This window comes from Streptomyces sp. NBC_01431, from assembly GCF_036231355.1.
Lineage (GTDB): Bacteria > Actinomycetota > Actinomycetes > Streptomycetales > Streptomycetaceae > Streptomyces.
On record NZ_CP109496.1, the window covers coordinates 3,373,661 to 3,397,637 of the forward strand.

Sequence of the window (23,977 nt, forward strand, 5' to 3'; positions counted from 1 at the left end):
TCACCCCAACGATAAGGCTTCCCTGTCCACCCTTGACCGGGCAGCCCGGCCCGCTCGACCGGGGCAGAGCCCCGCGCGCCCTCCCAGCACGGACCGTGCGGGATTGCCCGCGCAGTTCCCCGCGCCCCCAAAACCCGTCGTCGGCTGCGGACCGTGCCCACGTCTCGCGCAGTTCCCCGCGCCCCTGGCAGGACCGGGTACAGCCATACCCAGCCCGTCATGGGGGTCCCCTGGCCCTTAAGGCCTTGGGGGAGTTTGAGGACGAGCGCCCTCAAGGCGCGATACGGGGTCTGGGGCGGAGCCCCAGGAAACGACCACCAGCCCGCACACGCAAAACGGCCGCAGCACCCCAGGAGGGGCACCGCGGCCGCAGGCAGCGCGCTGAATGCGACTACGCCGCTTCGCGGCGCAACGCGTCCATCGCCTTCTTGGTGACTTCGTCGACCTTGCCCAGCGCGGAGATGGTGATGACCAGCCCCTGCGCGCGGTAGTAGTCGATGATCGGCTCGGTCTCGCTGTGGTAGACCTCAAGCCGCTTGCGCACGGTCTCCTCGGTGTCGTCGCCGCGCTGGTACAGCTCGCCGCCGCACTTGTCGCACACGCCGTCCTGCTTCGGGGCGTTGTACGCCACGTGGAAGACGTGCGCGCTCTCGTTGCGGCAGATGCGCCGACCGGCGATCCGCTTGACGACCTCGTCCTCGGGGACTTCCAGGTCGAGCACCGCGTCCAGCTTCACGCCGTCCGCCTTCAGCACCTCGTCGAGCGCTTCGGCCTGGACCACGTTGCGCGGGAAGCCGTCGAGAAGGAAGCCGTTCTCGGCGTCCGGTGCTTCCATGCGGTCCTTGGCCATCCCGATGGTGACCTCGTCCGGCACCAGGTTGCCGGCGTCCATGTACGCCTTCGCCTGCTTGCCGAGGTCCGTGCCCTGGCTGATGTTGGCACGGAAGAGGTCGCCCGTGGAGATGTGCGGGATCGCCAGGTTCTGGGCAAGGAACGCGGCCTGCGTTCCCTTGCCTGCACCGGGCGGTCCGACGAGGACGATTCGCATCAGCGGAGGAACCCTTCGTAATTGCGCTGCTGAAGCTGGCTCTCGATCTGCTTAACGGTTTCCAGACCCACACCCACGATGATGAGGATGCTCGTCCCGCCGAGCGGGAAGCTCTGGACACCGCCGAAGATGATCAACGCCATTGTCGGTACGAGCGCGATCAGCCCCAGATACAGCGACCCCGGCCAGGTGATCCGGTTGAGTACGTAACTCAGGTACTCAGCGGTCGGTCGGCCAGCCCGGATGCCCGGGATGAAGCCACCATACTTCTTCATGTTGTCGGCGACTTCCTCGGGGTTGAACGAGATCGCCACGTAGAAGAACGCGAAGAAAACGATCAGCAGGAAGTAGCTGACGATGTAGTAAGGATGGTCGCCCTTGGTCAAGTTGTCCTTGATCCAGGTCGCCCAGCCCGCCGTCGAGTTCGAGAACTGGACGATCAGCGCCGGAATGTAGAGCAGCGACGAGGCGAAGATGACCGGGATCACACCGGCCTGGTTGACCTTCAACGGGATGTAGGTCGAGGTTCCGCCGTAGGACCGGCGGCCGATCATGCGCTTCGCGTACTGCACCGGGATGCGCCGCTGGGCCTGTTCGACGAAGACCACGAGCCCGACCATGACGAGGCCGACGAGGATCACGGTGCCGAACTCGATCCAGCCGCCCGCCAGGTGACCCTGCTTCTTGATGGTCCACAGGGAGCTGGGGAAGCTGGAGGCGATCGAGATGAACATCAGGATCGACATGCCGTTGCCGATGCCCTTGTCGGTGATGAGCTCACCGAGCCACATGACGGCGGCGGTACCGGCGGTCATCGTGACGACCATCGTGATGGTGGTGAAGATCGAGCGGTTCGGAATGATCTCGGTGGCCACCTGGCAGCCGTTGAAGAGCGCACCGCTGCGGGCGGTGGCCACCAGACCGGTGCCCTGGAGGATCGCCAGCGCGACGGTCAGATAACGCGTGTACTGCGTGATCTTGGCCGTGCCCGCCTGCCCCTCCTTCTTGAGGGCTTCCAGGCGTGGGATCACCACGGTCAGCAGCTGCAGAATGATGCTCGCCGTGATGTACGGCATGATGCCGAGCGCGAAGATCGTGATCTGCAGCAGCGCACCGCCACTGAACATGTTCACCAGGCCGAACAGACCGCTGTTCTGCTGAGCCTGGTCCACACAGGTCTGCACGTTCTTGTAGCTCACGCCGGGCATCGGCACATGCGTACCGAGCCGGTAGATCACGATGATGCCGAGTGTGAAGAGCAGCTTCTTGCGCAGGTCAGGCGTCTTGAACGCCTGGGCGAACGCGGTGAGCACGGTGCCTCCTGCGACCCCCGCGCAAGTGCGTCAGGGTGACGGTCTTGAGGATCGACGAATAAGGATGGAAAGTCTTGACCTGCCAAAAATCCGTGCGGTAGCCGTCCAGGCACACAGCACGGAACTTAGACAGTGCACGCCACCTTACCGGCGAGCGTGCCCCCCTAGGAACGACCAACCGGGGATGCCCCATATGAGAGGCATCCCCGGTCGGATGTTCAAGCCATCAAGCTGTCTCAGACAAGCTCGGTGACGGTGCCGCCGGCAGCGGCAATCTTCTCCTTGGCGGAGCCGGAGACGGCGTCAACCGTCACCTGCAGCGCCACGGAGATCTCGCCCTGGCCCAGGACCTTGACGAGGCTGTTCTTGCGCACCGCGCCCTTGGCGACCAGGTCGGCCACCGTGACCTCTCCACCCTCGGGGTAGAGAGCGCCGAGCTTGTCCAGGTTCACGACCTGGTACTCGGTGCGGAACGGGTTCTTGAAGCCCTTCAGCTTCGGAAGACGCATGTGGAGGGGCATCTGGCCACCCTCGAAGCGCTCCGGAACCTGGTAACGGGCCTTCGTACCCTTGGTACCACGACCTGCGGTCTTACCCTTGGACGCCTCACCACGACCCACACGGGTCTTGGCGGTCTTGGCACCCGGGGCAGGACGGAGGTTGTGGGCCTTCAGCGGGCTGTTCTCACCCATGTCAGTCAACCTCCTCAACCGTCACGAGGTGGCGGACGGTCTGCACCATGCCGCGGAACTCGGGGCGGTCCTCCTTGACAACCACGTCGTTCAGGCGCTTGAGCCCGAGCGAACGCAGGGTGTCGCGGTGGTTCTGCTTGCTACCGATGTACGACTTCGTCTGCGTGATCTTGAGACGGGACATTACGCACCCGCCCCAGCACGTGCACGCAGCAGAGCCGCGGGGGCGACGGCCTCGAGGGGCAGACCACGGCGAGCCGCGATCTCCTCGGGACGCTGCAGGCCCTGGAGGGCTGCCACGGTCGCGTGCACGATGTTGATCGCGTTGTCGGAGCCGAGCGACTTCGACAGGATGTCGTGAACGCCGGCGCACTCGAGCACCGCACGCACCGGGCCACCGGCGATAACACCGGTACCGGGGGAAGCAGGCTTCAGCAGGACGACGCCCGCGGCCTTCTCGCCCTGGATCGGGTGCGGGATGGTGCCCTGGATGCGGGGAACCTTGAAGAAGTTCTTCTTGGCTTCCTCGACGCCCTTGGCGATGGCCGCGGGAACTTCCTTGGCCTTGCCGTAACCGACACCTACGGTGCCGTCACCGTCGCCCACCACGACCAGCGCGGTGAAGCTGAAGCGGCGACCACCCTTGACAACCTTGGCAACGCGGTTGATCGCGACGACGCGCTCAACGTAGGCGGTCTTCTCGGCGGCAGCGCCACCGTCGCGACCCTTCCGGTCCCGCCGCTCGCCGCCACCGGCACCGCTTCCGCGGCGCTGGGGTCCAGCCATTGGATTTACCTCTCTCTGTTACGTCCGTTAGTCCCGGAACCGGGGCTTAGAACTTCAGCCCGGCTTCGCGGGCGGCGTCAGCCAGAGCGGCAATGCGCCCGGCGTACCTGTTGCCACCACGGTCGAACACGACGGCCTCGACGCCGGCGGCCTTCGCACGCTCGGCGACAAGCGCGCCGACCTGCTGGGCCTGGGCGCTCTTGTCGGCCTCGCCACCACGGATCGAAGCGTCCAGGGTCGACGCCGACGCGAGCGTGTGGCCCGCGATGTCGTCGATGACCTGAGCCACGATGTTGCGGTTGGAGCGCGTCACGACCAGGCGCGGACGCTCCGGCGTACCGGACACGTGCTTGCGCACGCGGATGTGGCGGCGCTTGATGGCAGCGCGCTTGTACGCGTCGCCCTTAGCAATCTTCACACCGTATGCCATGGCTTACTTACCCGCCTTTCCGACCTTGCGGCGGATGACCTCGCCCGCGTACTTGACGCCCTTGGCCTTGTACGGGTCGGGCTTCCGCAGCTTGCGGATGTTGGCGGCGACCTCGCCGACCTTCTGCTTGTCGATGCCCTCGACGCTGAGCTTCGTGGGCGACTCGACCTTGAAGGTGATGCCCTCGGGGGCCTCGACGGTGATCGAGTGGCTGTATCCCAGCGCGAACTCCAGGTTGGAGCCCTTCGCCTGGACGCGGTAACCGACACCGCTGATCTCGAGCGCCTTGGTGTATCCCTGGGTCACACCGGTGATCATGTTGGCCACCAGCGTGCGGGACAGGCCGTGCAGGGCCTTGTTCTGACGCTCGTCGTTGGGGCGGGTGACGTTCAGAACGCCGTCCTCACCCTTCACGATCTCGATGGGAGCCGCAACGGCGTGCGTGAGGGAACCCTTGGGGCCCTTCACGTGGACCGTACGGCCATCGATGGTGACGTCCACACCGGCGGGAACCTGGATGGGGAGCTTGCCGATTCGCGACATTAGCTTTTCCTCCGTTCCCGACTACCAGACGTAGGCGAGGACTTCCCCACCTACGCCCTTCTTGCCTGCCTGCTGACCGGTGAGCAGACCGTGCGACGTGGAGATGATCGCCACGCCCAGGCCGCCGAGCACCTTCGGCAGGTTGGTGGACTTCGCGTACACACGCAGACCGGGCTTCGAGATCCGCTTGATGCCCGCGATGGAGCGCTCACGGTTCGGCCCGAACTTCAGCTCGAGGGTGAGGTTCTTGCCGACCTCGGCGTCCTCGACCTTCCAGCCAGTGATGAAGCCCTCCTGCTGGAGGATCTCCGCGATGTGCGACTTGATCTTGCTGTGCGGCATCACGACGGTGTCGTGGTACGCCGAGTTAGCGTTGCGCAGACGAGTGAGCATGTCTGCGATCGGGTCAGTCATGGTCATGAATCGGCCTTCGGCCTCTCTCGCCGCGGTTTCCTGTATGCGCCATCCCTCTCCCCACTCAGTGGCGGGACGGGTGCGGTGCGGGGACCTACGGCGTAGTAAGTCGTTATGGGCGGCGGACGCCCAACCCCACAAGCCTACGGCATATGGAGGAGGGCATCCGCCGACCAGATACTTACCGAGAGCGTCTGGAAATTCCCAAGTCCCTTAGGACAGAGGGGAATTACCAGGAGCTCTTGGTCACGCCCGGCAGCTCGCCACGGTGAGCCATCTCACGGAGGCACACGCGGCACAGGCCGAACTTGCGGTACACGGAGTGCGGACGGCCGCAGCGCTGGCAGCGGGTGTACGCACGCACACCGAACTTGGGCTTACGAGCAGCCTTGGCAATGAGAGCCTTCTTCGCCATCTCGCTTACGCCTCCTTGAAGGGGAAGCCGAGGTGACGGAGGAGCGCGCGGCCCTCGTCGTCGTTGGTCGCCGTGGTGACCACGGTGATGTCCATACCCCGGGTACGGTCGATCTTGTCCTGGTCGATCTCGTGGAACATGACCTGCTCGGTGAGACCGAAGGTGTAGTTGCCACGGCCGTCGAACTGCTTCGGCGACAGACCACGGAAGTCACGGATACGCGGCAGCGCGAGCGACAGCGTACGGTCCAGGAACTCCCACATGCGGTCACCACGGAGGGTGACGTGGCAGCCGATCGGCTGCCCCTCGCGCAGCTTGAACTGCGCGATCGACTTGCGGGCCTTGGTGACGGCCGGCTTCTGACCGGTGATCGTGGTGAGGTCGCGAACCGCGCCGTCCATCAGCTTGGAGTCGCGGGCGGCGTCGCCCACACCCATGTTGACCACGATCTTGACGAGGCCGGGAACCTGCATGACGTTCTCGTACGAGAACTCCTCACGCAGCTTGCCCGCGATTTCCTCGCGGTACTTCGTCTTGAGACGCGGAGTGGTGGTGGTAGCCATCAGATGTCCTCACCCGTCCGCTTGGCAACGCGGATCTTGTTGCCCTCGTCGTCGAAGCGGAAACCGACGCGGGTAACGACCTTGTTGCCGTCCTTCTCCACGACGAGCTGAACGTTGCTCACGTGGATCGGGGCCTCGGTCGTCACAATGCCACCGGTCTGCGAACCGCGAGCGGTCTGGCCGGCCTTGGTGTGCTTCTTGACCCGGTTGACACCCTCGACCAGGACGCGGTCCTCGCGGGGGAAGGCCGCGATGACCTTGCCCTGCTTGCCCTTGTCCTTACCGGTGATGACCTGAACCAGGTCGCCCTTCTTGATCTTCATGCTTACAGCACCTCCGGCGCGAGCGAGATGATCTTCATGAACTTCTTCTCGCGCAGCTCCCGGCCCACCGGGCCGAAGATGCGGGTGCCGCGGGGGTCGCCATCGTTCTTGAGGATGACGGCCGCGTTCTCGTCGAAGCGGATGTACGAGCCGTCCTGACGACGACGCTCCTTGACGGTGCGCACGACGACAGCCTTGACGACGTCGCCCTTCTTCACGTTGCCACCGGGGATCGCGTCCTTGACGGTGGCGACGATGACGTCACCGATACCCGCGTAGCGGCGACCGGAGCCACCGAGCACACGGATGCAAAGGATTTCCTTCGCACCAGTGTTGTCGGCGACGCGCAGTCGCGACTCCTGCTGGATCACGTCTATCTCCTGATCGTCTGCCGGTTCCCGGCCGGGGCTTGATGAATCAAGCCCCGGCCGAGCCTGGCGGAACTAACCCGAGGGAAAACCCCTCGGACTGTCTGTATGGAATTCGCTTGCGCGAATTGCCTTACTTGGCCTTCTCGAGGATCTCGACGATGCGCCAGCGCTTGCTCGCCGACAGCGGACGCGTCTCCATGATGAGGACGCGGTCGCCGACGCCGGCAGCGTTCTGCTCGTCGTGCGCCTTGAGCTTGTTCGTACGGCGGATGACCTTGCCGTACAGCGCGTGCTTCACACGGTCCTCGACAGCGACGACGACGGTCTTGTCCATCTTGTCGCTGACGACCAGACCCTCACGGGTCTTGCGGAAACCGCGCGCTTCAGTCGTCTCAGTCACATTCTTCTCGCTCATCAGGCGCTCTCCACCGTCTCGATGCCCAGCTCGCGCTCGCGCATCAGGGTGTAGATCCGGGCGATGTCCTTACGGACGGACTTGAGCCGACCGTGGTTCTCGAGCTGGCCCGTCGCCGCCTGGAAGCGGAGGTTGAACAGCTCTTCCTTGGCTTCGCGGAGCTTGTTGAGAAGCTCCTCGTCACCCAGCTCGCGCAGTTCGGACGCCTTGGTTCCGGCCGACATCACGCCTCACCTGCCTCGCGCCGGACGATGCGGCACTTCATCGGGAGCTTGTGAGCGGCTCGGGTGAGCGCCTCACGAGCAATCTTCTCGTTCGGGTAGGACAGCTCGAACATCACCCGACCCGGGTGAACGTTCGCGACCCACCACTCCGGAGAACCCTTACCGGAACCCATGCGGGTCTCGGCAGGCTTCTTCGTCAGGGGGCGGTCCGGGTAGATGTTGATCCAGACCTTGCCGCCACGCTTGATGTGGCGGGTCATCGCGATACGAGCCGCCTCGATCTGGCGGTTGGTCACGTACGCCGGCGTGAGGGCCTGAATGCCGTACTCGCCGAACGCAACCGTCGTACCACCCTTGGCCATACCGCGGCGCTTGGGGTGGTGCTGCTTGCGGTGCTTGACCCTACGGGGGATCAGCATTTCGGTCAGGCCTCCGTTCCGGTGCTCTCAGCCGGAGCGGCAGCGGCGGGAGCCTCGGCCTTGGGGGCCTCGGCAGCCGGCGCAGCCTGCTGCGGCTTGCGGCCGCGACCGCCACGCTCGCCGCCACGGCCACCGCGGCCACCGGCCGGACGGTCGTTGGCGCCACCACGGGCCGGGCGGTTACCCGCACGGGCCGCTGCGTTCTCGGCGCGAACCTCGGCGATGTTCTTGACGTCGCCCTTGTAGATCCAGACCTTCACGCCGATGCGGCCGAAGGTCGTCTTGGCCTCGAAGAAGCCGTAGTCGATGTTCGCGCGCAGGGTGTGCAGCGGCACACGGCCTTCGCGGTAGAACTCCGAGCGGGACATCTCGGCGCCGCCGAGACGGCCGCCACACTGGATCTTGATGCCCTTGGCGCCGGCCTTCATCGTGCCCTGCATGCTCTTACGCATGGCGCGACGGAAGGAGACGCGGGAGGAGAGCTGCTCGGCAACGGCCTGAGCAACCAGCTGAGCGTCCATCTCGGGGTTCTTGACCTCGAGGATGTTCAGCTGGACCTGCTTGCCCGTGAGCTTCTCGAGGTCACCGCGGATGCGGTCGGCCTCGGCGCCACGGCGGCCGATGACGATGCCGGGACGCGCGGTGTGGATGTCCACCCGCACGCGGTCACGGGTGCGCTCGATCTCAACCTTCGAGATGCCGGCGCGCTCCATGCCGGACGTCATCATCCGACGGATGGCGACGTCTTCCTTGACGTAGTCCTTGTACAGCTTGTCGGCGTACCAACGCGACTTGAAGTCGGTGGTAATGCCGAGCCGGAACCCGTGCGGGTTTACCTTCTGGCCCATTACCGGGTTCCTTCCTTGCTGCTGACGACCACGGTGATGTGGCTGGTCCGCTTACGGATCCGGTAGGCACGGCCCTGAGCACGCGGACGGAACCGCTTCAGGGTCGGGCCCTCGTCCACGTACGCCTCGCTGATGACCAGCGAAGAGGCGTCGGTGTGGTCGTAGTTGTGCGCGGCGTTGGCAATGGCGCTGTCAAGCACCTTGCCGACCGGCACGCTCGCGGCCTGCGGGGCGAAACGCAGGACCGCCTGAGCCTCCGTGGCATCCATGCCACGGATAAGGTCCACCACGCGGCGGGCCTTCATGGGCGTGACGCGGATGTACCGCGCCTGGGCCCTGGCTTCCATGGTTGTCCCTTCGGTGTAAGTCATAGTCGTTACCCACCCCGCGTTAGCGGCGCTTCGACTTCCGGTCGTCCTTGACGTGGCCGCGGAAGGTGCGAGTCGGCGAGAACTCGCCGAGCTTGTGGCCGACCATCGACTCGGAGACAAACACCGGGACGTGGGTCTTGCCGTTGTGCACCGCGATCGTGTGGCCGAGCATGGCCGGGATGATCATCGAGCGACGGGACCAGGTCTTGATGACGTTCTTGGTACCAGCTTCGTTCTGAGCGTCCACCTTCTTTACGAGGTGGCCGTCAACGAAGGGTCCCTTCTTGAGACTGCGCGGCATCTAAACCCGCTCCTAGCGCTTCTTGTTCGTCTTGCGGCGGCGGACGATGTACTTGCTCGATGCCTTCTTCGGCGAGCGAGTACGACCCTCCTTCTGACCCCACGGGCTGACCGGGTGGCGACCACCACTGGTCTTGCCCTCACCACCACCGTGCGGGTGGTCGACCGGGTTCATGGCGACACCGCGGACGGACGGGCGAACGCCCTTCCAGCGCATACGGCCGGCCTTGCCCCAGTTGATGTTCGACTGCTCGGCGTTGCCGACCTCGCCGATGGTGGCGCGGCAGCGGGCGTCGACCAGGCGAATTTCGCCGGACGGCATACGAAGGTGGGCCATCGTGCCCTCCTTCGCCAGCAGCTGCACCGAAGCACCCGCGGAGCGGGCGAACTTCGCACCGCCGCCGGGACGCAGCTCGATGGCGTGGATGGTCGTACCGACCGGGATGTTGCGCAGCGCCAGGTTGTTGCCCGGCTTGATGTCGGCCCCGGGGCCGTTCTCAACGCGGTCACCCTGGCCGAGGCCACGGGGCGCGATGATGTAGCGCTTCTCGCCGTCTGCGTAGTGCAGGAGCGCGATGCGCGCGGTGCGGTTCGGGTCGTACTCGATGTGAGCGACCTTGGCCGGCACGCCGTCCTTGTCGTGACGACGGAAGTCGATCACGCGGTAGGCACGCTTGTGGCCACCGCCCTGGTGACGGACGGTCACACGACCGGTGTTGTTACGGCCGCCCTTGCTGTGCAGGGGGCGGACCAGCGACTTCTCCGGCGTGGACCGCGTGATCTCGACGAAGTCGGCGACGCTGGAGCCACGACGGCCCGGAGTCGTCGGCTTGTACTTGCGGATACCCATTTCTCAGTCCTCGTCCGATATTCGGACCAGGGCGCTCCGTTAGGAGGCCTGGCCGAAGATGTCGATACGGTCGCCCTCAGCAAGGGTCACGATGGCGCGCTTGGTGTCGGCGCGCTTGCCGAAACCGGTCTTCGTGCGCTTGCGCTTGCCCTGGCGGTTGATCGTGTTGACCCCGGTGACCTTGACCGAGAAGACCGCTTCCACGGCCTGCTTGATCTGGGTCTTGTTGGAGCCCGGCTTAACGACGAACGTGTACTTGTTCTCGTCGAGCAGCGCGTAGCTCTTCTCGGAAACAACCGGCTTGACAAGAATGTCGCGCGGGTCCGTGAAGGTCTTGCTGGTGATCTCGGCCATCAGGCCTCGCTCCCCTCGTTGTCATCGGCCTTGGGGCCAGACACGAAGGACTCGAAAGCGGCCTGGGTGAAGACCACGTCGTCGGAGACGATCACGTCGTACGTGTTCAGCTGGCCCGGCTCCAGGATGTGGACCTGGGGCAGGTTGCGGGCGGACAGCCACGCGGCCTCGTCGGCGCGCTCGACGACCAGGAGCAGGTTGGCGCGCTCCGAGATCTTGCCGAACAGCGTCTTGGCGGCCTTGGTGGAAGCCGTGCCCTCGACCACGCCGGTGACGACGTGGATGCGGGAGTGGCGCGCCCGGTCGGAGAGGGCACCGCGCAGGGCGGCGGCCTTCATCTTCTTCGGGGTGCGCTGCGAGTAGTCACGCGGCTGCGGGCCGTGGACGACGCCACCGCCTGCGAACTGCGGCGCACGGGTCGAACCCTGGCGCGCGCGGCCGGTGCCCTTCTGGCGGTACGGCTTGCGGCCACCACCACGGACTTCGCCGCGGGTCTTGGTCTTGTGCGTGCCCTGACGGGCAGCTGCCAGCTGAGCGACGACGACCTGGTGGATCAGCGGAACGCTGGTCTTCGCGTCGAAGATCTCCGCGGGGAGCTCGACGGTACCGGCCTTGTCGCCTGCCGGCGAAAGGATGTCAATGGTGCTCATTACCTCAAGCCCCCTTGGCCGCGGTACGGACCAGGACGAGGCCGCCGTTCGGACCGGGGACCGCGCCCTTGATGAGGAGCAGACCCTTCTCCGCGTCAACCGCGTGGATGGTCAGGTTCTGGGTGGTGACACGCTCGTTGCCCATGCGGCCCGCCATGCGGACGCCCTTGAACACACGGCCAGGGGTGGCGCAGCCACCGATGGAACCGGGCGAGCGGTGCTTGCGCTGGACGCCGTGTCCGGCGCCGAGGCCCTTGAAGTTGTGACGCTTCATGACACCGGCGAAGCCCTTGCCCTTGCTCTTGCCCGTGACGTCAACCTTGACGCCGGACTCGAACACCTCGGCAGTGATCTCCTGGCCCAGCGTGTACTCGCTGGCGTCAGGGGTGCGGAGCTCCACCAGGTGGCGGCGCGGGGTCACGTCGGCCTTGGCGAAGTGACCCTTGAGGGGCTTGTTCACCTTGCGCGGGTCGATCTCGCCGAAGGCGATCTGGACCGACTCGTAGCCGTCGACGTCGTTCGTGCGGACCTGCGTCACGACACACGGCCCGGCCTTGATGACGGTGACCGGGACAACCCGGTTGTTCTCGTCCCAGACCTGGGTCATGCCGAGCTTCTCGCCCAGGACGCCCTTGATGTTCTTGCTCATCTCGGCCCGTCCCTTCAGAGCTTGATCTCGATGTCGACACCGGCCGGAAGGTCGAGGCGCATCAGCGAGTCAACCGTCTTCGGCGTGGGGTCGAGAATGTCGATGAGGCGCTTGTGCGTGCGCATCTCGAAGTGCTCGCGAGAGTCCTTGTACTTGTGCGGCGACTTGATGACGCAGTACACGTTCTTCTCAGTGGGCAGCGGCACCGGGCCTGCGACCGACGCACCAGTGCGGGTCACCGTCTCGACGATCTTCTTCGCCGAGGAGTCGATGACCTCGTGGTCGTAGGCCTTGAGCCGGATGCGGATCTTCTGTCCCGCCATGGCTACCTAGTAGTCCTTTGTCTCGTAACGCTCTGGGACCCGAGGGTTCTACCGACTCTGTCTCCGACCCACGCGGTCGGGCGTGTCGCACTCCCTCTACGCAGAAATCCCATACGGGATTTCCCAACCAAGGGGATGCGGGCCACAAGACCTCGCAGACGGGGGCAGAACACCCACCGGGCGCCTGGCCGGCACCCCGCTGACACTTCCCGGAAGATTCCCGTACGTCCGCCCCTTGCCCCTCCTCTGGAGAAGCGTGGGACGACGAGTACTGTGGGACTCGCTTCCGGTCCTCCCGGCGGGAGGCGCGCAGCATCGGCACTCAACCGAGCAACCCCGACAGTCTGCCATACGAGGCCACGGCCTGGCCAATCGCAGCGGGGAAGCGTACCCCACGTCACAGGGGCTCACGCATTCGGCACGGGCAAGCTGTGCCCAGCGCCGCCCCTCCCTCTCCATACGGGTGCCCCGCGCCACGCCGGGTATGCCCCAGCAATCCCCGATCTGGGTGGATACGACGACGACCACGACGGGCCACCCGTCCGCGCCGGTCACCTGTTCGCACGCAGACCTTTGACTGTCGCCAACTCGGCGGTACTCGTTGCCAGTTGGCCGCCATACGCTCGCCGCGACAGCCCCGGGCCCGCGGCGACGACAACCCCCGCGGCGCTACGCCCACCTCCCGGCCTGCCGCCCCGCACACCCTCGATAGCATCGCCGGTGTCCCCCTCGGCACTCAGCGGACGGAACGTACGTGTACGACGCAAGCGGTCGCGCGCGGCCCAGCGAAGAAGCCAGGCCCACCCGAGTCGGACCCACCCGTCGCCGGGTGATCGGCACCGCGGCCGCCGCCGGGCTCGCCGCCAGCGTCGCGGGGTGCTCCGTGCCCACCACCGGGCGGGCGAAGCAGGCGGGCACGGCCGCCCCGCTCGCCGCACCCCGCACGCCCCTGCTCCTCCAGATCCTCGCCCACCCCGACGACGACCTGTACTTCATGAACCCGGACACCCAGCACACCCTGGACTCCGGCGTTCCGCTGGTCAGCGTGTACGTCACCGGCGGGGAGGCCAACGGGGACAACCGGGTCGTGAGTGACACCGGGCCGCACGTCTACGACAAGGCCGCCTACTCCTCCGCCCGCCACCAGGGGCTCCGGCAGGCGTACGCCACCATCCTCGGGCTCGACAAGTACACGCCGTGGGAGAAGTCCGTCGCCGAGCTGCGCGGCGGGCACCGCGCCGAGGTCAACCGGCTCCAACACGGCGGCCGCAGCGTGGAGTTGGTGTTCCTCAACACCGCCATGCACACCCCGCTCGGCGGCCGGATGGGGCTGCCCAGCCTCTGGGAGGACCGGAGTCTGCAACTGCCCGTCGTCATCGCCGCCGGGTCCCCGCTCACCCGGGCCAAGGCGTACACGTACGACGACATGGTCGATGTGCTCGCCGGGATCCTGGAGGACTACGCGCCCACCCTCGTCCAGACCCTCGACCCCGACCCGGACATCCAGCACAGCTCCCCCGCCGACCGCCAGCACGATTCGGAGCAGCCGGGGTACGCCGATCACGCCGACCACACCGCCGCCGCCTCCTTCGCCTGGGCCGCGATGATCCGGCACGCCGAGCGGGGCAACGCGTTCGCCGCCACCGCGTACCGCGCCTACTACAACCGGCACTGGCCCAAGAACCTCCCCCCGAAGGTGCTCGCCGAGAAGGCCGCGCACCTCGTTCCGTACGGCGGGAGCAAGGACTGGCAGTGCGGGAATCCCGGCGGCTGCGGGGACTACAACGTCGGCGGGAACCGGCCGCTGACCAACTGGAAGGGGTGGGTGCGTTCCACTCACTACCGCTACCCCGGGACCCGGCTCCTGGTGTCCGAGGACGGCGCCCACGCCTATGGCGTGCTCGGGCTGCGGGCCGTGCGGTGGAGCCGGCGCCCCGATGACAGCTGGGGCGCCGCCGAGGATCTCGGCGGCTCGCCGCTCGCTCCGGTGCTCGGCGGTACGACCCTCCCCGACGGGCGACAGCTCCTCTTCGCGCTGCGGTTCTCCTCGCTCCAGGGGCGGGCCGGGGCCAACACCCGCGAGGTCGTTCTGCTCGAACAGGCCACACCTGGAGGGCGGTTCACCGCCTGGAAGGGGCTCGGCAACCCCGAGCGCGGGGACGACCGCGGTCGGCGGATCGGGCCGCCGACGGCGGTCACCACGCCGGACGGGCGCGTCCACCTCTTCGTGCGCAACGCCGACCGGGGCATCAGCACCCGTGTCCGGGAGGCCGGCGGCACCTGGTCGCCCTGGCGCGACCTCGGCGGGGAGTCCGTACAGGAGGGGCTGAGCGCCGTTGTCGACGGGCGCGGTCGCGTGCACGTCTTCGCGGCCGGCGCCGACACCGTGCACCACTGGACCCAGTCCGCCCCCGGCAAGCCCCTCGCCCCGGCCCCTTCCAGGCTGCCGCTCGCCGTGGACGCGGTGGCCCCGGTCCCGCTCGGCGACGGCGTACAGCTCCTGTACCGCACGTCCACCGACCCGAAGAAGGCCCGCCAGGACCCCGGCTCCCCCGCCTCCCCGCACCTCACCTCCGTACACCTGGACGGCAGCGCCGCGAAGCCGGTCGCGCTCGACGGGTACGGCCCGGTGGGCGCGGCCGACGGGTACGTGCTGGGCACGGACGAGAAGGGCCTGGTCCAACTGGCGGTCGCGGGGCGGGTGTTGAAGCGGGCGCGCGGTGTCGTGACCGTAGGGGCGCCCACGCTGTACGTCCGTGACGGGCGGGCGCTCGCGGTGGGGCTCGGCGTCGACGCGACCCCCTGGTCCTGGCGGCCCTGACCCGCCCCGGCACAGCGAAGAGCCCCGCACCTCGAAAGGTGCGGGGCTCTTCTGACAGCTCAGCGAGCTACCAGGTCAATCGTCGGGTACTTACTTGACGATCTTGACGACCTGGCCGGCGCCCACGGTCCGGCCACCCTCACGGATGGCGAACTTCAGGCCCTCCTCCATGGCGACGGGCTGGATCAGCGAGACCGTCATGGAGGTGTTGTCGCCCGGCATGACCATCTCGGTGCCCTCGGGGAGGGTAACGACGCCGGTCACGTCCGTGGTACGGAAGTAGAACTGCGGGCGGTAGTTGTTGAAGAACGGCGTGTGACGGCCGCCCTCGTCCTTGGAGAGGATGTAGGCCTGGGCCTCAAACTCGGTGTGCGGCGTGACCGAACCGGGCTTGATGATGACCTGGCCGCGCTCGACGTCCTCGCGCTTGATGCCACGAAGCAGCAGACCGACGTTCTCACCGGCCTGGCCCTCGTCGAGCAGCTTGCGGAACATCTCGATGCCGGTGACCGTGGTGGTGGTCTTCTCGGTCTTGATACCGACGATGTCGACGGTCTCGTTGACCTTCAGGACACCACGCTCGATACGACCGGTGACGACGGTGCCACGACCGGTGATCGTGAAGACGTCCTCGATCGGCATCAGGAACGGCTTGTCGACGTCACGCTCGGGCTGCGGGATCGCCTCGTCGACGGCGGCCATCAGGTTCAGGACCGACTGGCCCCACTCCTTGTCGCCCTCGAGCGCCTTGAGCGCCGAGACCTTGACGACCGGCAGGTCGTCGCCCGGGAACTCGTACTCGGAGAGGAGCTCACGAACCTCGAGCTCGACGAGCTCCAGGATCTCCTCGTCGTCCACCATGTCGGCCTTGTTCAGGGCGACAACGATGTACGGAACGCCGACCTGGCGGGCCAGGAGCACGTGCTCCTTGGTCTGCGGCATCGGGCCGTCGGTGGCGGCAACCACGAGGATCGCGCCGTCCATCTGCGCGGCACCCGTGATCATGTTCTTGATGTAGTCCGCGTGACCGGGGCAGTCGACGTGGGCGTAGTGACGCGACTCGGTCTGGTACTCGACGTGCGCGATCGAGATCGTGATACCGCGCTGGCGCTCCTCGGGAGCCTTGTCGATCTGGTCGAAGGCCGAGGCCTCGTTCAGGTCCGGGTACGCGTCGTGCAGCACCTTGGTAATGGCGGCCGTGAGGGTCGTCTTACCGTGGTCAATGTGACCGATGGTGCCGATGTTGACGTGCGGCTTAGTCCGCTCGAACTTCGCCTTCGCCACTGAGTCCTCCTGAAGTGGTTCTGTACGCCTTGCTTCATCGGCGCCAGGTGATCTTTGCTGGGATGCCGGGGCCCGGGGCATTCACCGTAAACCTGGTGGTTTACGCCGAATGCCCCAGTGGCTCCGGTGACAAGCCTAAAGCGTGAACTCGGAAGAGTTACTCGCCCTTGGCCTTCGCGATGATCTCCTCGGCGACGTTCCGCGGAACCTCGGCGTAGGAGTCGAACTGCATCGAGTAGCTTGCGCGACCCGAGGTCTTGCTGCGGAGGTCGCCGACGTAGCCGAACATCTCCGAGAGGGGCACGAGGCCCTTCACGACGCGGGCGCCGCTGCGCTCCTCCATGGCCTGGATCTGGCCACGGCGGGAGTTGATGTCACCGATGACTTCACCCATGTAGTCCTCGGGCGTGGTGACCTCAACGGACATCATCGGCTCGAGGAGCACGGGAGAAGCCTTGCGCGCGGCCTCCTTGAAGGCCTGCGAACCGGCGATCTTGAACGCGAGCTCGGAGGAGTCGACCTCGTGGTAGCCACCGTCGAGAAGGATGACGCGGACGCCAGTCATCTCGTAGCCGGCCAGGATGCCGAACTGCATGGCCTCCTGCGCACCCGCGTCCACCGACGGGATGTACTCCCGGGGGATGCGGCCACCGGTGACCTTGTTCACGAACTCGTACGACGCCTCGCCGCCCTCGATGGGCTCGATCGCGATCTGCACCTTGGCGAACTGACCGGTACCACCGGTCTGCTTCTTGTGGGTGTAGTCCACGCGCTCGACGGTCTTGCGGATCGTCTCGCGGTACGCGACCTGCGGCTTGCCGACGTTCGCCTCGACCTTGAACTCGCGACGCATGCGGTCGACGAGGACATCGAGGTGAAGCTCGCCCATACCGCCGATGACGGTCTGGCCGGTCTCCTCGTTGGTGTGCACCTGGAAGGAGGGGTCCTCCTCCGCGAGACGCTGGATGGCGACACCCAGCTTCTCCTGGTCACCCTTGGACTTGGGCTCGATCGCGACCTCGATGACCGGCGCCGGGAAGTCCATGGACTCCAGGATCACCGGGTTCTTCTCGTCCGCGAGCGTCTCACCGGTGGTGGTCTGCTTCAGGCCCATGACGGCGACGATGTCACCGGCGCCCACCGACTCGATCTCCTCACGCTTGTTCGCGTGCATGCGGTAGATCTTGCCGATGCGCTCCTTCTTGCCCTTGACGGAGTTCAGCACCGAGGTGCCGGCCTCCAGGCGACCGGAGTAGATCCGGATGAAGGTGAGCTTGCCCAGGTGCGGGTCGCTCGCGATCTTGAACGCCAGCGCCGAGAGGGGCTCCTCGTCGGACGGCTTGCGCTTGACCACGACCTCCGGGTCCTTGACGTCGTGGCCCTCGATGGCCTCGACGTCCAGGGGGGAGGGCAGGTAGCGCACAACGGCGTCGAGCAGGGGCTGAACGCCCTTGTTCTTGAACGCGGTGCCACAGAAGACCGGGGTCACCGTGGTGTCCCCGCCCTTGCCGGACGCGATGGTGATGCGACGGACCGCGGCGTACAGCTGCTCCTCGGTGGGCTCGACGCCCTCCAGGAACAGCTCCATGATCTGGTCGTCGTTCTCGGCGACGGTCTCGACCAGCTTGCCGCGCCACTCTTCAGCGGCTTCGACGTGCGTGGCCGGGATGTCGACGACGTCGTACATCTCGCCCTTGGTGGCCTCGGCGGACCAGACAAGAGCCTTCATACGAACGAGGTCGACGACGCCCTCGAAGTTGGCCTCGGCACCGATCGGCAGCTGCATGACGATCGGGGTGGCGCCGAGGCGGTCCACGATCATGTCCACGCAGCGGTGGAACTCGGCGCCGGTACGGTCGAGCTTGTTGACGAAGCAGATACGCGGAACGCCGTAACGGTCGGCCTGACGCCAGACCGTCTCGGACTGCGGCTCCACACCGGCGACACCGTCGAACACGGTGACGGCACCGTCGAGGACGCGGAGCGAACGCTCCACCTCGACCGTGAAGTCCACGTGGCCCGGGGTGTCGATGATGTTGATGGTGTGGTCGACGTCCTCGAGCGGCCAGTGGCAGGTCGTCGCGGCGGACGTGATGGTGATGCCGCGCTCCTGCTCCTGCTCCATCCAGTCCATCGTGGCAGCGCCGTCGTGGACCTCACCGATCTTGTACGACACACCGGTGTAGAACAGGATCCGCTCGGTGGTGGTCGTCTTGCCCGCGTCGATGTGAGCCATGATCCCGATGTTGCGGACCTTGGCCAGGTCAAGTGAAGTGGTAGCCATCTCGGCTCAGTCTTCTCTCGGTCTCGATGTGGGTTCGGACTACCAGCGGTAGTGCGCGAAGGCCTTGTTGGACTCGGCCATCTTGTGGGTGTCCTCACGCTTCTTGACCGCAGCGCCGAGGCCGTTGGAGGCGTCGAGCAGCTCGTTCATGAGGCGTTCGGTCATGGTCTTCTCACGGCGGGCGCGGGAGTAACCCACGACCCAGCGCAGCGCGAGGGTGGCGGCGCGACCGGGCTTGACCTCGATCGGCACCTGGTAGGTGGCGCCACCGACACGGCGGGACTTGACCTCGAGCGAGGGCTTGACGTTCTCAAGCGCGCGCTTCAGCGTGATGACCGGGTCAGCGCCGGTCTTCTCGCGGAGGCCTTCCATGGCGCCGTAGACGATGCGCTCGGCGGTGGAGCGCTTGCCGTCCAGGAGGATCTTGTTGATCAGCGAGGTGACAAGAGGAGAGCTGTAGACCGGGTCGATGATGACCGGGCGCTTCGGGGCGGGGCCCTTACGAGGCATTCTTACTTCTCCTTCTTGGCGCCGTAGCGGCTGCGGGCCTGCTTGCGGTTCTTGACACCCTGGGTGTCGAGCGAACCGCGGATGATCTTGTAGCGAACACCCGGCAGGTCCTTCACACGGCCACCACGCACGAGCACGATCGAGTGCTCCTGCAGGTTGTGTCCCTCACCCGGGATGTAGGCCGTGACCTCGATGCCGGAGGTCAGACGCACACGCGCGACCTTACGGAGCGCCGAGTTCGGCTTCTTCGGGGTGGTCGTGAACACACGCGTGCAGACGCCGCGACGCTGGGGCGAACCCTCGAGCGCGGGCGTCTTGTTCTTCTCGACCTTGTCCTGCCGGCCCTTCCGGACCAGCTGCTGGATCGTAGGCACTACTTCTCCGGTTTCTGTGTGCCGTAGTAAAACTAACCTGAAACACGGCGCCGACCCACGCGGTCGGGTGTGTCGAATACTGCACACTGCCACCCGAAGGCAGAAGAGGCGCAGATTGCGGTAGCCGGTCTAGGAGCTCACCCTGCGGACGTAGGCACGCAGCGGAGCCCAGGCACACCCCAGGCACAAGGTCTGAGCGTACCTACCTCATCGACTTGGGTCAAAACAAATGGCCACGCACGGGCCCCCGCACCCAGTGGGACATGTCACCGCATACCCATCCCGTCCCACCGGTGAGACAAACCGTCTCAGCAGGCGGCCATCCGCGCCTTCCCGCACACCGGGATCCGCACCGGAAAACCCCGAAGGGCACCCACCCCGCCGCAGCGGAGTGGGTGCCCTTCGGCAGACGTAGGCCTTACTGGTTGTACGGACCGTAGTCGTAGTCCTCCAGCGGAACGGCCTGGCCGGAGCCCGTGCCGAACGGCGAGTAGTCGATGTCGTCGTAGCCGACGGCCGAGTACATCGCGGCCTTGGCCTCCTCGGTCGGCTCGACCCGGATGTTGCGGTAGCGGGACAGACCCGTACCGGCCGGGATGAGCTTACCGATGATGACGTTCTCCTTGAGGCCGATGAGGCTGTCGGACTTGGCGTTGATCGCCGCATCCGTCAGGACTCGGGTCGTCTCCTGGAAGGAGGCGGCCGACAGCCAGGATTCCGTCGCCAGCGAGGCCTTGGTGATACCCATCAGCTGCGGACGGCCGGAGGCCGGGTGGCCGCCTTCCGTGACCACACGACGGTTCTCGGTCTCGAACTTCGAGCGCTCGACGAGCTCGCCCGGCAGCAGCTCCGCGTCGCCGGACTCGATGATCGTCACGCGGCGCAGCATCTGCCGGATGATGATCTCGATGTGCTTGTCGTGGATCGACACGCCCTGCGAGTTGTAGACCTTCTGGACTTCGCCGACCAGGTGGACCTGGACCGCACGCTGACCGAGGATCCGCAGCACGTCGTGCGGGTTGGTGGCACCGACGGTGAGCTTCTGGCCCACCTCGACCGCGTCGCCCTCGCCGACCAGCAGACGGGCACGCTTGGAGATCGGGAACGCCGTCTCCTCGCTGCCGTCGTCCGGGGTGACGACGAGCTTCTTGGTCTTCTCGGTCTCCTCGATCCGGACGCGGCCCTTGGCCTCCGAGATCGGCGCGACACCCTTGGGCGTACGGGCCTCGAAGAGCTCGACGACACGCGGCAGACCCTGCGTGATGTCGTCACCGGCCACACCACCGGTGTGGAAGGTACGCATCGTCAGCTGGGTACCGGGCTCACCGATGGACTGGGCGGCGATGATGCCGACCGCCTCACCGATGTCGACCAGCTTGCCGGTGGCGAGCGAGCGTCCGTAGCAGAAGGCACAGGTGCCGACCGCGGACTCACAGGTCAGGACCGAGCGGGTCTTGACCTCCTCGACACCCGCACCCACGAGGGCGTCGATGAGCACGTCACCGAGGTCCACGTTGGCCGGCGCGATGACCTTGCCGTCGACGACGACGTCCTCGGCGAGCATGCGGGCGTAGACGGAGGTCTCGACGTCCTCGGTCTTGCGCAGCACGCCGTCGGCGCCCCGCTCCGCGATCTTGAGCTTGAGGCCGCGGTCGGTGCCGCAGTCCTCCTCGCGGATGATGACGTCCTGCGAGACGTCCACCAGACGACGGGTCAGGTAACCCGAGTCGGCGGTACGCAGGGCGGTGTCCGCCAGACCCTTACGGGCACCGTGCGTGGAGATGAAGTACTCCAGAACGGTGAGGCCCTCGCGGAAGGACGCCTTGATCGGACGCGGGATGGTCTCGTTCTTCGCGTTCGACACCAGACCACGCATACCGGCGATCTGACGCATCTGCATCATGTTTCCTCGGGCACCCGAGTCAACCATCATGAAGATGGGGTTCGTCTTGGGGAAGTTCGCGTTCATCGCCTCGGCAACCTCGTTGGTCGCCTTGGTCCAGATCGCGATGAGCTCCTGCGTGCGCTCGTCCTTGGTGATCAGACCGCGCTCGTACTGCTTCTGGACCTTCTCGTCCTGGGCCTCGTAGCCCTGGACGATGGCCTTCTTGGCCTCCGGGACGACGATGTCCGAGACAGCCACGGTGACACCGGAACGGGTCGCCCAGTAGAAGCCGGCCGCCTTCAGGTTGTCGAGCGTCGCCGCCACGATGACCTTGGGGTAGCGCTCGGCGAGGTCGTTGACGATCTCGGAGAGCTGCTTCTTGCCCACCGAGTAGTCGACGAACGGGTAGTCCTCGGGCAGCAGCTCGTTGAAGAGCGCGCGGCCAAGGGACGTACGCAGACGGAACGAGTCGCCCTGCTGCCAGGTCGTCTCGCCCTCCTCCTCGGCCGGCGGGGTCCAGCCGCGCGGCGGGACGGTGCCGATCGGGAAGCGGATGTCGACCTTCGCCTGGAGCGAGAGCTCCCGGGCGTCGAACGCCATGATCGCCTCGGCGGTCGAGTTGAAGGCGCGACCGGCGCCCTTCACCTCGCGCTCCTCTTCGTCCGTGGTGAGGAAGAAGAGACCGAGCACCATGTCCTGGGTCGGCATGGTGACGGGACGACCGTCGGCCGGCTTCAGGATGTTGTTCGAGGACAGCATCAGGATGCGGGCCTCGGCCTGCGCCTCCGCGGAGAGCGGCAGGTGCACGGCCATCTGGTCACCGTCGAAGTCCGCGTTGAACGCGGTGCAGACGAGCGGGTGGATCTGGATGGCCTTGCCCTCGACCAGCTGGGGCTCGAAGGCCTGGATGCCGAGGCGGTGCAGGGTGGGCGCACGGTTCAGCAGCACCGGGTGCTCGGCGATGACCTCTTCGAGGACGTCGTACACCACGGTGCGGCCGCGCTCGACCATGCGCTTGGCCGACTTGATGTTCTGCGCGTGGTTCAGGTCGACCAGGCGCTTCATCACGAACGGCTTGAAGAGCTCAAGAGCCATGGCCTTGGGCAGACCGCACTGGTGCAGCTTGAGCTGCGGACCGACGACGATCACGGAACGCGCGGAGTAGTCCACACGCTTACCGAGAAGGTTCTGACGGAATCGACCCTGCTTGCCCTTCAGCATGTCGCTGAGGGACTTCAGCGGGCGGTTGCCGGGGCCCGTGACCGGGCGGCCGCGACGACCGTTGTCGAACAGCGCGTCAACGGCCTCCTGAAGCATGCGCTTCTCGTTGTTGACGATGATCTCGGGCGCACCGAGGTCGAGAAGGCGCTTCAGACGGTTGTTGCGGTTGATCACGCGGCGGTACAGGTCGTTCAGGTCGGAGGTCGCGAAGCGGCCACCGTCCAGCTGCACCATCGGACGCAGGTCCGGCGGGATGACCGGCACGCAGTCGAGCACCATGCCCTTGGGGCTGTTGCTCGTCTGCAGGAACGCGGAGACGACCTTGAGGCGCTTGAGCGCACGGGTCTTCTTCTGGCCCTTGCCGGTACGGATGATCTCGCGGAGGCGCTCGGCCTCCTCGTCGAGGTCGAAGGTCTCCAGGCGCTTCTGCAGGGCAGCGGCACCCATCGAGCCGTCGAAGTACGTGCCGAAGCGGTCACGCAGCTCGCGGTAGAGCAGCTCGTCGCCCTCGAGGTCCTGGACCTTGAGGTTCTTGAAGCGGCTCCACACCTCGTCGAGACGGTCGATCTCGCGCTGCGAACGGTCGCGCAGCTGCTTCATCTCGCGCTCGGCACCCTCGCGCACCTTGCGGCGCACGTCGGCCTTGGCACCCTCGGCCTCAAGCTCGGCGAGGTCCGTCTCGAGCTTCTTGGCGCGGGCTTCGAGGTCCGAGTCGCGACGGTTCTCGATCTGCTGACGCTCGACGGAGACGTGCGCCTCCAGCGACGGCAGGTCGCGCGTACGGCGCTCCTCGTCCACGAACGTGATCATGTACGCGGCGAAGTAGATGACCTTTTCGAGGTCCTTCGGCGCGAGGTCGAGCAGGTAGCCAAGACGCGACGGAACGCCCTTGAAGTACCAGATGTGGGTCACGGGAGCGGCAAGCTCGATGTGGCCCATCCGCTCGCGGCGCACCTTGGCACGCGTGACCTCTACGCCACAGCGCTCACAGATGATGCCCTTGAAGCGGACGCGCTTGTACTTGCCGCAGTAGCACTCCCAGTCCCGGGTCGGACCGAAGATCTTCTCGCAGAAGAGTCCGTCCTTTTCGGGCTTGAGGGTGCGGTAGTTGATGGTCTCCGGCTTCTTGACCTCACCGTGGGACCACTGACGAATGTCGTCAGCAGTGGCGAGGCCGATCCGCAGCTCGTCGAAGAAGTTGACGTCGAGCACTTGTCGTCAATCCCTCTTTCGGGGTCGATTCTTCAAGATGGTCTGAGGGGGGTCCGGGGACGGCGGGGGACTCTCAGCGAGAGCC

At 66.2% G+C, this 23,977-nt stretch carries 29 protein-coding genes; 1 reads left to right on the top strand and 28 read right to left on the bottom strand.

Going from position 1 to position 23,977, the window contains the following annotated elements; all coding sequences use genetic code 11:
* Nucleotides 1-391: 391 nt before the first annotated feature.
* The 23 genes from OG522_RS15375 to rpsJ all read right to left on the bottom strand — a co-directional run bounded on the left by OG522_RS15375 (nucleotide 392) and on the right by rpsJ (nucleotide 12,301).
* Nucleotides 392-1,048, bottom strand: coding sequence for an adenylate kinase (locus OG522_RS15375; RefSeq protein ID WP_329463559.1), 657 nt, complete (start codon nucleotides 1,046-1,048; stop codon nucleotides 392-394).
* On the bottom strand, nucleotides 1,048-2,361 hold the full coding sequence (secY, locus tag OG522_RS15380) for a preprotein translocase subunit SecY (protein ID WP_329463560.1): 1,314 nt from the start codon (nucleotides 2,359-2,361) through the stop codon (nucleotides 1,048-1,050). The genes OG522_RS15375 and secY overlap by 1 nt, the downstream gene beginning before the upstream one ends.
* A gap of 236 nt (nucleotides 2,362-2,597) precedes the next feature.
* Nucleotides 2,598-3,053 (bottom strand): 50S ribosomal protein L15, encoded by a 456-nt coding sequence (gene rplO / locus OG522_RS15385; RefSeq protein WP_100578128.1) that lies wholly within the window; start codon nucleotides 3,051-3,053, stop codon nucleotides 2,598-2,600.
* 1 nt (nucleotide 3,054) lies between these two features.
* Complete coding sequence (gene rpmD, locus OG522_RS15390; protein ID WP_329463561.1) at nucleotides 3,055-3,237, bottom strand: 50S ribosomal protein L30; 183 nt, start codon at nucleotides 3,235-3,237, stop codon at nucleotides 3,055-3,057.
* Nucleotides 3,237-3,839, bottom strand: coding sequence for a 30S ribosomal protein S5 (gene rpsE, locus OG522_RS15395; protein ID WP_329463562.1), 603 nt, complete (start codon nucleotides 3,837-3,839; stop codon nucleotides 3,237-3,239). Before rpsE ends, rpmD begins: the two co-directional genes overlap by 1 nt.
* Before the next feature lie 46 nt (nucleotides 3,840-3,885).
* Nucleotides 3,886-4,269: a 50S ribosomal protein L18 gene (rplR, locus tag OG522_RS15400; RefSeq protein WP_028812363.1), complete on the bottom strand. Its 384-nt coding sequence runs from the start codon at nucleotides 4,267-4,269 to the stop codon at nucleotides 3,886-3,888.
* A 3-nt stretch (nucleotides 4,270-4,272) separates the two neighbouring features.
* Entirely contained in the window at nucleotides 4,273-4,812 is a 540-nt protein-coding gene (rplF, locus tag OG522_RS15405) for a 50S ribosomal protein L6 (RefSeq protein ID WP_329463563.1), read from the bottom strand.
* Between the two features lie 21 nt (nucleotides 4,813-4,833).
* Nucleotides 4,834-5,232 carry a 30S ribosomal protein S8 gene (gene rpsH, locus OG522_RS15410; RefSeq protein ID WP_329463564.1) on the bottom strand — a complete coding sequence of 133 codons (399 nt, stop codon included), beginning with the start codon at nucleotides 5,230-5,232 and terminating at the stop codon, nucleotides 4,834-4,836.
* A gap of 223 nt (nucleotides 5,233-5,455) precedes the next feature.
* Nucleotides 5,456-5,641, bottom strand: a complete 186-nt coding sequence (locus OG522_RS15415; protein WP_003956452.1) for a type Z 30S ribosomal protein S14 — start codon at nucleotides 5,639-5,641, stop codon at nucleotides 5,456-5,458.
* Nucleotides 5,642-5,646: 5 nt separating this feature from the next.
* Nucleotides 5,647-6,204 (bottom strand): 50S ribosomal protein L5, encoded by a 558-nt coding sequence (gene rplE / locus OG522_RS15420; protein WP_053727613.1) that lies wholly within the window; start codon nucleotides 6,202-6,204, stop codon nucleotides 5,647-5,649.
* Nucleotides 6,204-6,527, bottom strand: coding sequence for a 50S ribosomal protein L24 (rplX, locus tag OG522_RS15425; RefSeq protein WP_053727612.1), 324 nt, complete (start codon nucleotides 6,525-6,527; stop codon nucleotides 6,204-6,206). Before rplX ends, rplE begins: the two co-directional genes overlap by 1 nt.
* Before the next feature lie 2 nt (nucleotides 6,528-6,529).
* Nucleotides 6,530-6,898: a 50S ribosomal protein L14 gene (gene rplN / locus OG522_RS15430; protein WP_053727611.1), complete on the bottom strand. Its 369-nt coding sequence runs from the start codon at nucleotides 6,896-6,898 to the stop codon at nucleotides 6,530-6,532.
* Between the two features lie 130 nt (nucleotides 6,899-7,028).
* Nucleotides 7,029-7,313, bottom strand: coding sequence for a 30S ribosomal protein S17 (gene rpsQ / locus OG522_RS15435; protein ID WP_100578124.1), 285 nt, complete (start codon nucleotides 7,311-7,313; stop codon nucleotides 7,029-7,031).
* Nucleotides 7,313-7,537: a 50S ribosomal protein L29 gene (gene rpmC / locus OG522_RS15440; RefSeq protein WP_003966952.1), complete on the bottom strand. Its 225-nt coding sequence runs from the start codon at nucleotides 7,535-7,537 to the stop codon at nucleotides 7,313-7,315. The genes rpsQ and rpmC overlap by 1 nt, the downstream gene beginning before the upstream one ends.
* Nucleotides 7,537-7,956 carry a 50S ribosomal protein L16 gene (rplP, locus tag OG522_RS15445; RefSeq protein WP_053727610.1) on the bottom strand — a complete coding sequence of 140 codons (420 nt, stop codon included), beginning with the start codon at nucleotides 7,954-7,956 and terminating at the stop codon, nucleotides 7,537-7,539. Before rplP ends, rpmC begins: the two co-directional genes overlap by 1 nt.
* A 5-nt stretch (nucleotides 7,957-7,961) precedes the next feature.
* On the bottom strand, nucleotides 7,962-8,804 hold the full coding sequence (rpsC, locus tag OG522_RS15450; protein ID WP_053727609.1) for a 30S ribosomal protein S3: 843 nt from the start codon (nucleotides 8,802-8,804) through the stop codon (nucleotides 7,962-7,964).
* Nucleotides 8,804-9,151, bottom strand: a complete 348-nt coding sequence (rplV, locus tag OG522_RS15455; RefSeq protein WP_004571827.1) for a 50S ribosomal protein L22 — start codon at nucleotides 9,149-9,151, stop codon at nucleotides 8,804-8,806. Before rplV ends, rpsC begins: the two co-directional genes overlap by 1 nt.
* Before the next feature lie 43 nt (nucleotides 9,152-9,194).
* Nucleotides 9,195-9,476, bottom strand: a complete 282-nt coding sequence (gene rpsS, locus OG522_RS15460; protein ID WP_100578122.1) for a 30S ribosomal protein S19 — start codon at nucleotides 9,474-9,476, stop codon at nucleotides 9,195-9,197.
* 12 nt (nucleotides 9,477-9,488) lie between these two features.
* A complete protein-coding gene (rplB, locus tag OG522_RS15465; protein WP_120721901.1) occupies nucleotides 9,489-10,325 on the bottom strand; it encodes a 50S ribosomal protein L2 in 837 nt (278 codons plus the stop codon).
* 39 nt (nucleotides 10,326-10,364) lie between these two features.
* Nucleotides 10,365-10,679 (bottom strand): 50S ribosomal protein L23, encoded by a 315-nt coding sequence (rplW, locus tag OG522_RS15470; RefSeq protein ID WP_100578120.1) that lies wholly within the window; start codon nucleotides 10,677-10,679, stop codon nucleotides 10,365-10,367.
* A complete protein-coding gene (rplD, locus tag OG522_RS15475) occupies nucleotides 10,679-11,329 on the bottom strand; it encodes a 50S ribosomal protein L4 (RefSeq protein WP_100578119.1) in 651 nt (216 codons plus the stop codon). Before rplD ends, rplW begins: the two co-directional genes overlap by 1 nt.
* Nucleotides 11,330-11,333: 4 nt before the next feature.
* Nucleotides 11,334-11,978: a 50S ribosomal protein L3 gene (gene rplC, locus OG522_RS15480; protein WP_120721902.1), complete on the bottom strand. Its 645-nt coding sequence runs from the start codon at nucleotides 11,976-11,978 to the stop codon at nucleotides 11,334-11,336.
* 14 nt (nucleotides 11,979-11,992) lie between these two features.
* The gene (gene rpsJ, locus OG522_RS15485; protein ID WP_003948644.1) at nucleotides 11,993-12,301 is read right to left on the bottom strand and encodes a 30S ribosomal protein S10; all 309 of its coding nucleotides are present in this window, start codon (nucleotides 12,299-12,301) and stop codon (nucleotides 11,993-11,995) included.
* Between the two features lie 829 nt (nucleotides 12,302-13,130).
* On the opposite strand from rpsJ, the gene OG522_RS15490 reads away from it, so the two are divergent.
* A complete protein-coding gene (locus tag OG522_RS15490; protein WP_329463565.1) occupies nucleotides 13,131-15,122 on the top strand; it encodes a PIG-L family deacetylase in 1,992 nt (663 codons plus the stop codon).
* 90 nt (nucleotides 15,123-15,212) lie between these two features.
* Here the strand turns inward: OG522_RS15490 and tuf are convergent, their stop codons facing one another.
* The 5 genes from tuf to OG522_RS15515 all read right to left on the bottom strand — a co-directional run bounded on the left by tuf (nucleotide 15,213) and on the right by OG522_RS15515 (nucleotide 23,892).
* Complete coding sequence (gene tuf / locus OG522_RS15495) at nucleotides 15,213-16,406, bottom strand: elongation factor Tu (protein ID WP_261712259.1); 1,194 nt, start codon at nucleotides 16,404-16,406, stop codon at nucleotides 15,213-15,215.
* Nucleotides 16,407-16,563: 157 nt separating this feature from the next.
* Nucleotides 16,564-18,690, bottom strand: coding sequence for an elongation factor G (fusA, locus tag OG522_RS15500; RefSeq protein WP_329463566.1), 2,127 nt, complete (start codon nucleotides 18,688-18,690; stop codon nucleotides 16,564-16,566).
* Between the two features lie 39 nt (nucleotides 18,691-18,729).
* A complete protein-coding gene (rpsG, locus tag OG522_RS15505) occupies nucleotides 18,730-19,200 on the bottom strand; it encodes a 30S ribosomal protein S7 (RefSeq protein WP_018101248.1) in 471 nt (156 codons plus the stop codon).
* Nucleotides 19,201-19,202: 2 nt separating this feature from the next.
* On the bottom strand, nucleotides 19,203-19,574 hold the full coding sequence (gene rpsL, locus OG522_RS15510; protein ID WP_003948652.1) for a 30S ribosomal protein S12: 372 nt from the start codon (nucleotides 19,572-19,574) through the stop codon (nucleotides 19,203-19,205).
* Between the two features lie 418 nt (nucleotides 19,575-19,992).
* A complete protein-coding gene (locus OG522_RS15515) occupies nucleotides 19,993-23,892 on the bottom strand; it encodes a DNA-directed RNA polymerase subunit beta' (RefSeq protein ID WP_329463567.1) in 3,900 nt (1,299 codons plus the stop codon).
* Nucleotides 23,893-23,977: the final 85 nt, after the last annotated feature.

Bases quoted from the DNA above. Each gene is read 5' to 3' on its own strand.
- rplW (WP_100578120.1), bottom strand. From the start codon at position 10,679: ATGGCCGAGATCACCAGCAAGACCTTCACGGACCCGCGCGACATTCTT.
- rplV (WP_004571827.1), bottom strand. From the start codon at position 9,151: ATGGAAGCCAGGGCCCAGGCGCGGTACATCCGCGTCACGCCCATGAAG.
- rpsH (WP_329463564.1), bottom strand. From the start codon at position 5,232: ATGACCATGACTGACCCGATCGCAGACATGCTCACTCGTCTGCGCAAC.
- rpsG (WP_018101248.1), bottom strand. From the start codon at position 19,200: ATGCCTCGTAAGGGCCCCGCCCCGAAGCGCCCGGTCATCATCGACCCG.
- rpsC (WP_053727609.1), bottom strand. From the start codon at position 8,804: ATGGGCCAGAAGGTAAACCCGCACGGGTTCCGGCTCGGCATTACCACC.
- rpmD (WP_329463561.1), bottom strand. From the start codon at position 3,237: ATGTCCCGTCTCAAGATCACGCAGACGAAGTCGTACATCGGTAGCAAG.
- OG522_RS15375 (WP_329463559.1), bottom strand. From the start codon at position 1,048: ATGCGAATCGTCCTCGTCGGACCGCCCGGTGCAGGCAAGGGAACGCAG.
- rplE (WP_053727613.1), bottom strand. From the start codon at position 6,204: ATGGCTACCACCACCACTCCGCGTCTCAAGACGAAGTACCGCGAGGAA.
- rplP (WP_053727610.1), bottom strand. From the start codon at position 7,956: ATGCTGATCCCCCGTAGGGTCAAGCACCGCAAGCAGCACCACCCCAAG.
- rpsQ (WP_100578124.1), bottom strand. From the start codon at position 7,313: ATGAGCGAGAAGAATGTGACTGAGACGACTGAAGCGCGCGGTTTCCGC.
- rplB (WP_120721901.1), bottom strand. From the start codon at position 10,325: ATGGGTATCCGCAAGTACAAGCCGACGACTCCGGGCCGTCGTGGCTCC.
- rpsS (WP_100578122.1), bottom strand. From the start codon at position 9,476: ATGCCGCGCAGTCTCAAGAAGGGACCCTTCGTTGACGGCCACCTCGTA.
- rplX (WP_053727612.1), bottom strand. From the start codon at position 6,527: ATGAAGATCAAGAAGGGCGACCTGGTTCAGGTCATCACCGGTAAGGAC.
- fusA (WP_329463566.1), bottom strand. From the start codon at position 18,690: ATGGCTACCACTTCACTTGACCTGGCCAAGGTCCGCAACATCGGGATC.
- rplF (WP_329463563.1), bottom strand. From the start codon at position 4,812: ATGTCGCGAATCGGCAAGCTCCCCATCCAGGTTCCCGCCGGTGTGGAC.
- rpsJ (WP_003948644.1), bottom strand. From the start codon at position 12,301: ATGGCGGGACAGAAGATCCGCATCCGGCTCAAGGCCTACGACCACGAG.
- rplR (WP_028812363.1), bottom strand. From the start codon at position 4,269: ATGGCATACGGTGTGAAGATTGCTAAGGGCGACGCGTACAAGCGCGCT.
- OG522_RS15415 (WP_003956452.1), bottom strand. From the start codon at position 5,641: ATGGCGAAGAAGGCTCTCATTGCCAAGGCTGCTCGTAAGCCCAAGTTC.
- rplC (WP_120721902.1), bottom strand. From the start codon at position 11,978: ATGAGCAAGAACATCAAGGGCGTCCTGGGCGAGAAGCTCGGCATGACC.
- rplO (WP_100578128.1), bottom strand. From the start codon at position 3,053: ATGGGTGAGAACAGCCCGCTGAAGGCCCACAACCTCCGTCCTGCCCCG.
- rplD (WP_100578119.1), bottom strand. From the start codon at position 11,329: ATGAGCACCATTGACATCCTTTCGCCGGCAGGCGACAAGGCCGGTACC.
- rpsE (WP_329463562.1), bottom strand. From the start codon at position 3,839: ATGGCTGGACCCCAGCGCCGCGGAAGCGGTGCCGGTGGCGGCGAGCGG.
- rpmC (WP_003966952.1), bottom strand. From the start codon at position 7,537: ATGTCGGCCGGAACCAAGGCGTCCGAACTGCGCGAGCTGGGTGACGAG.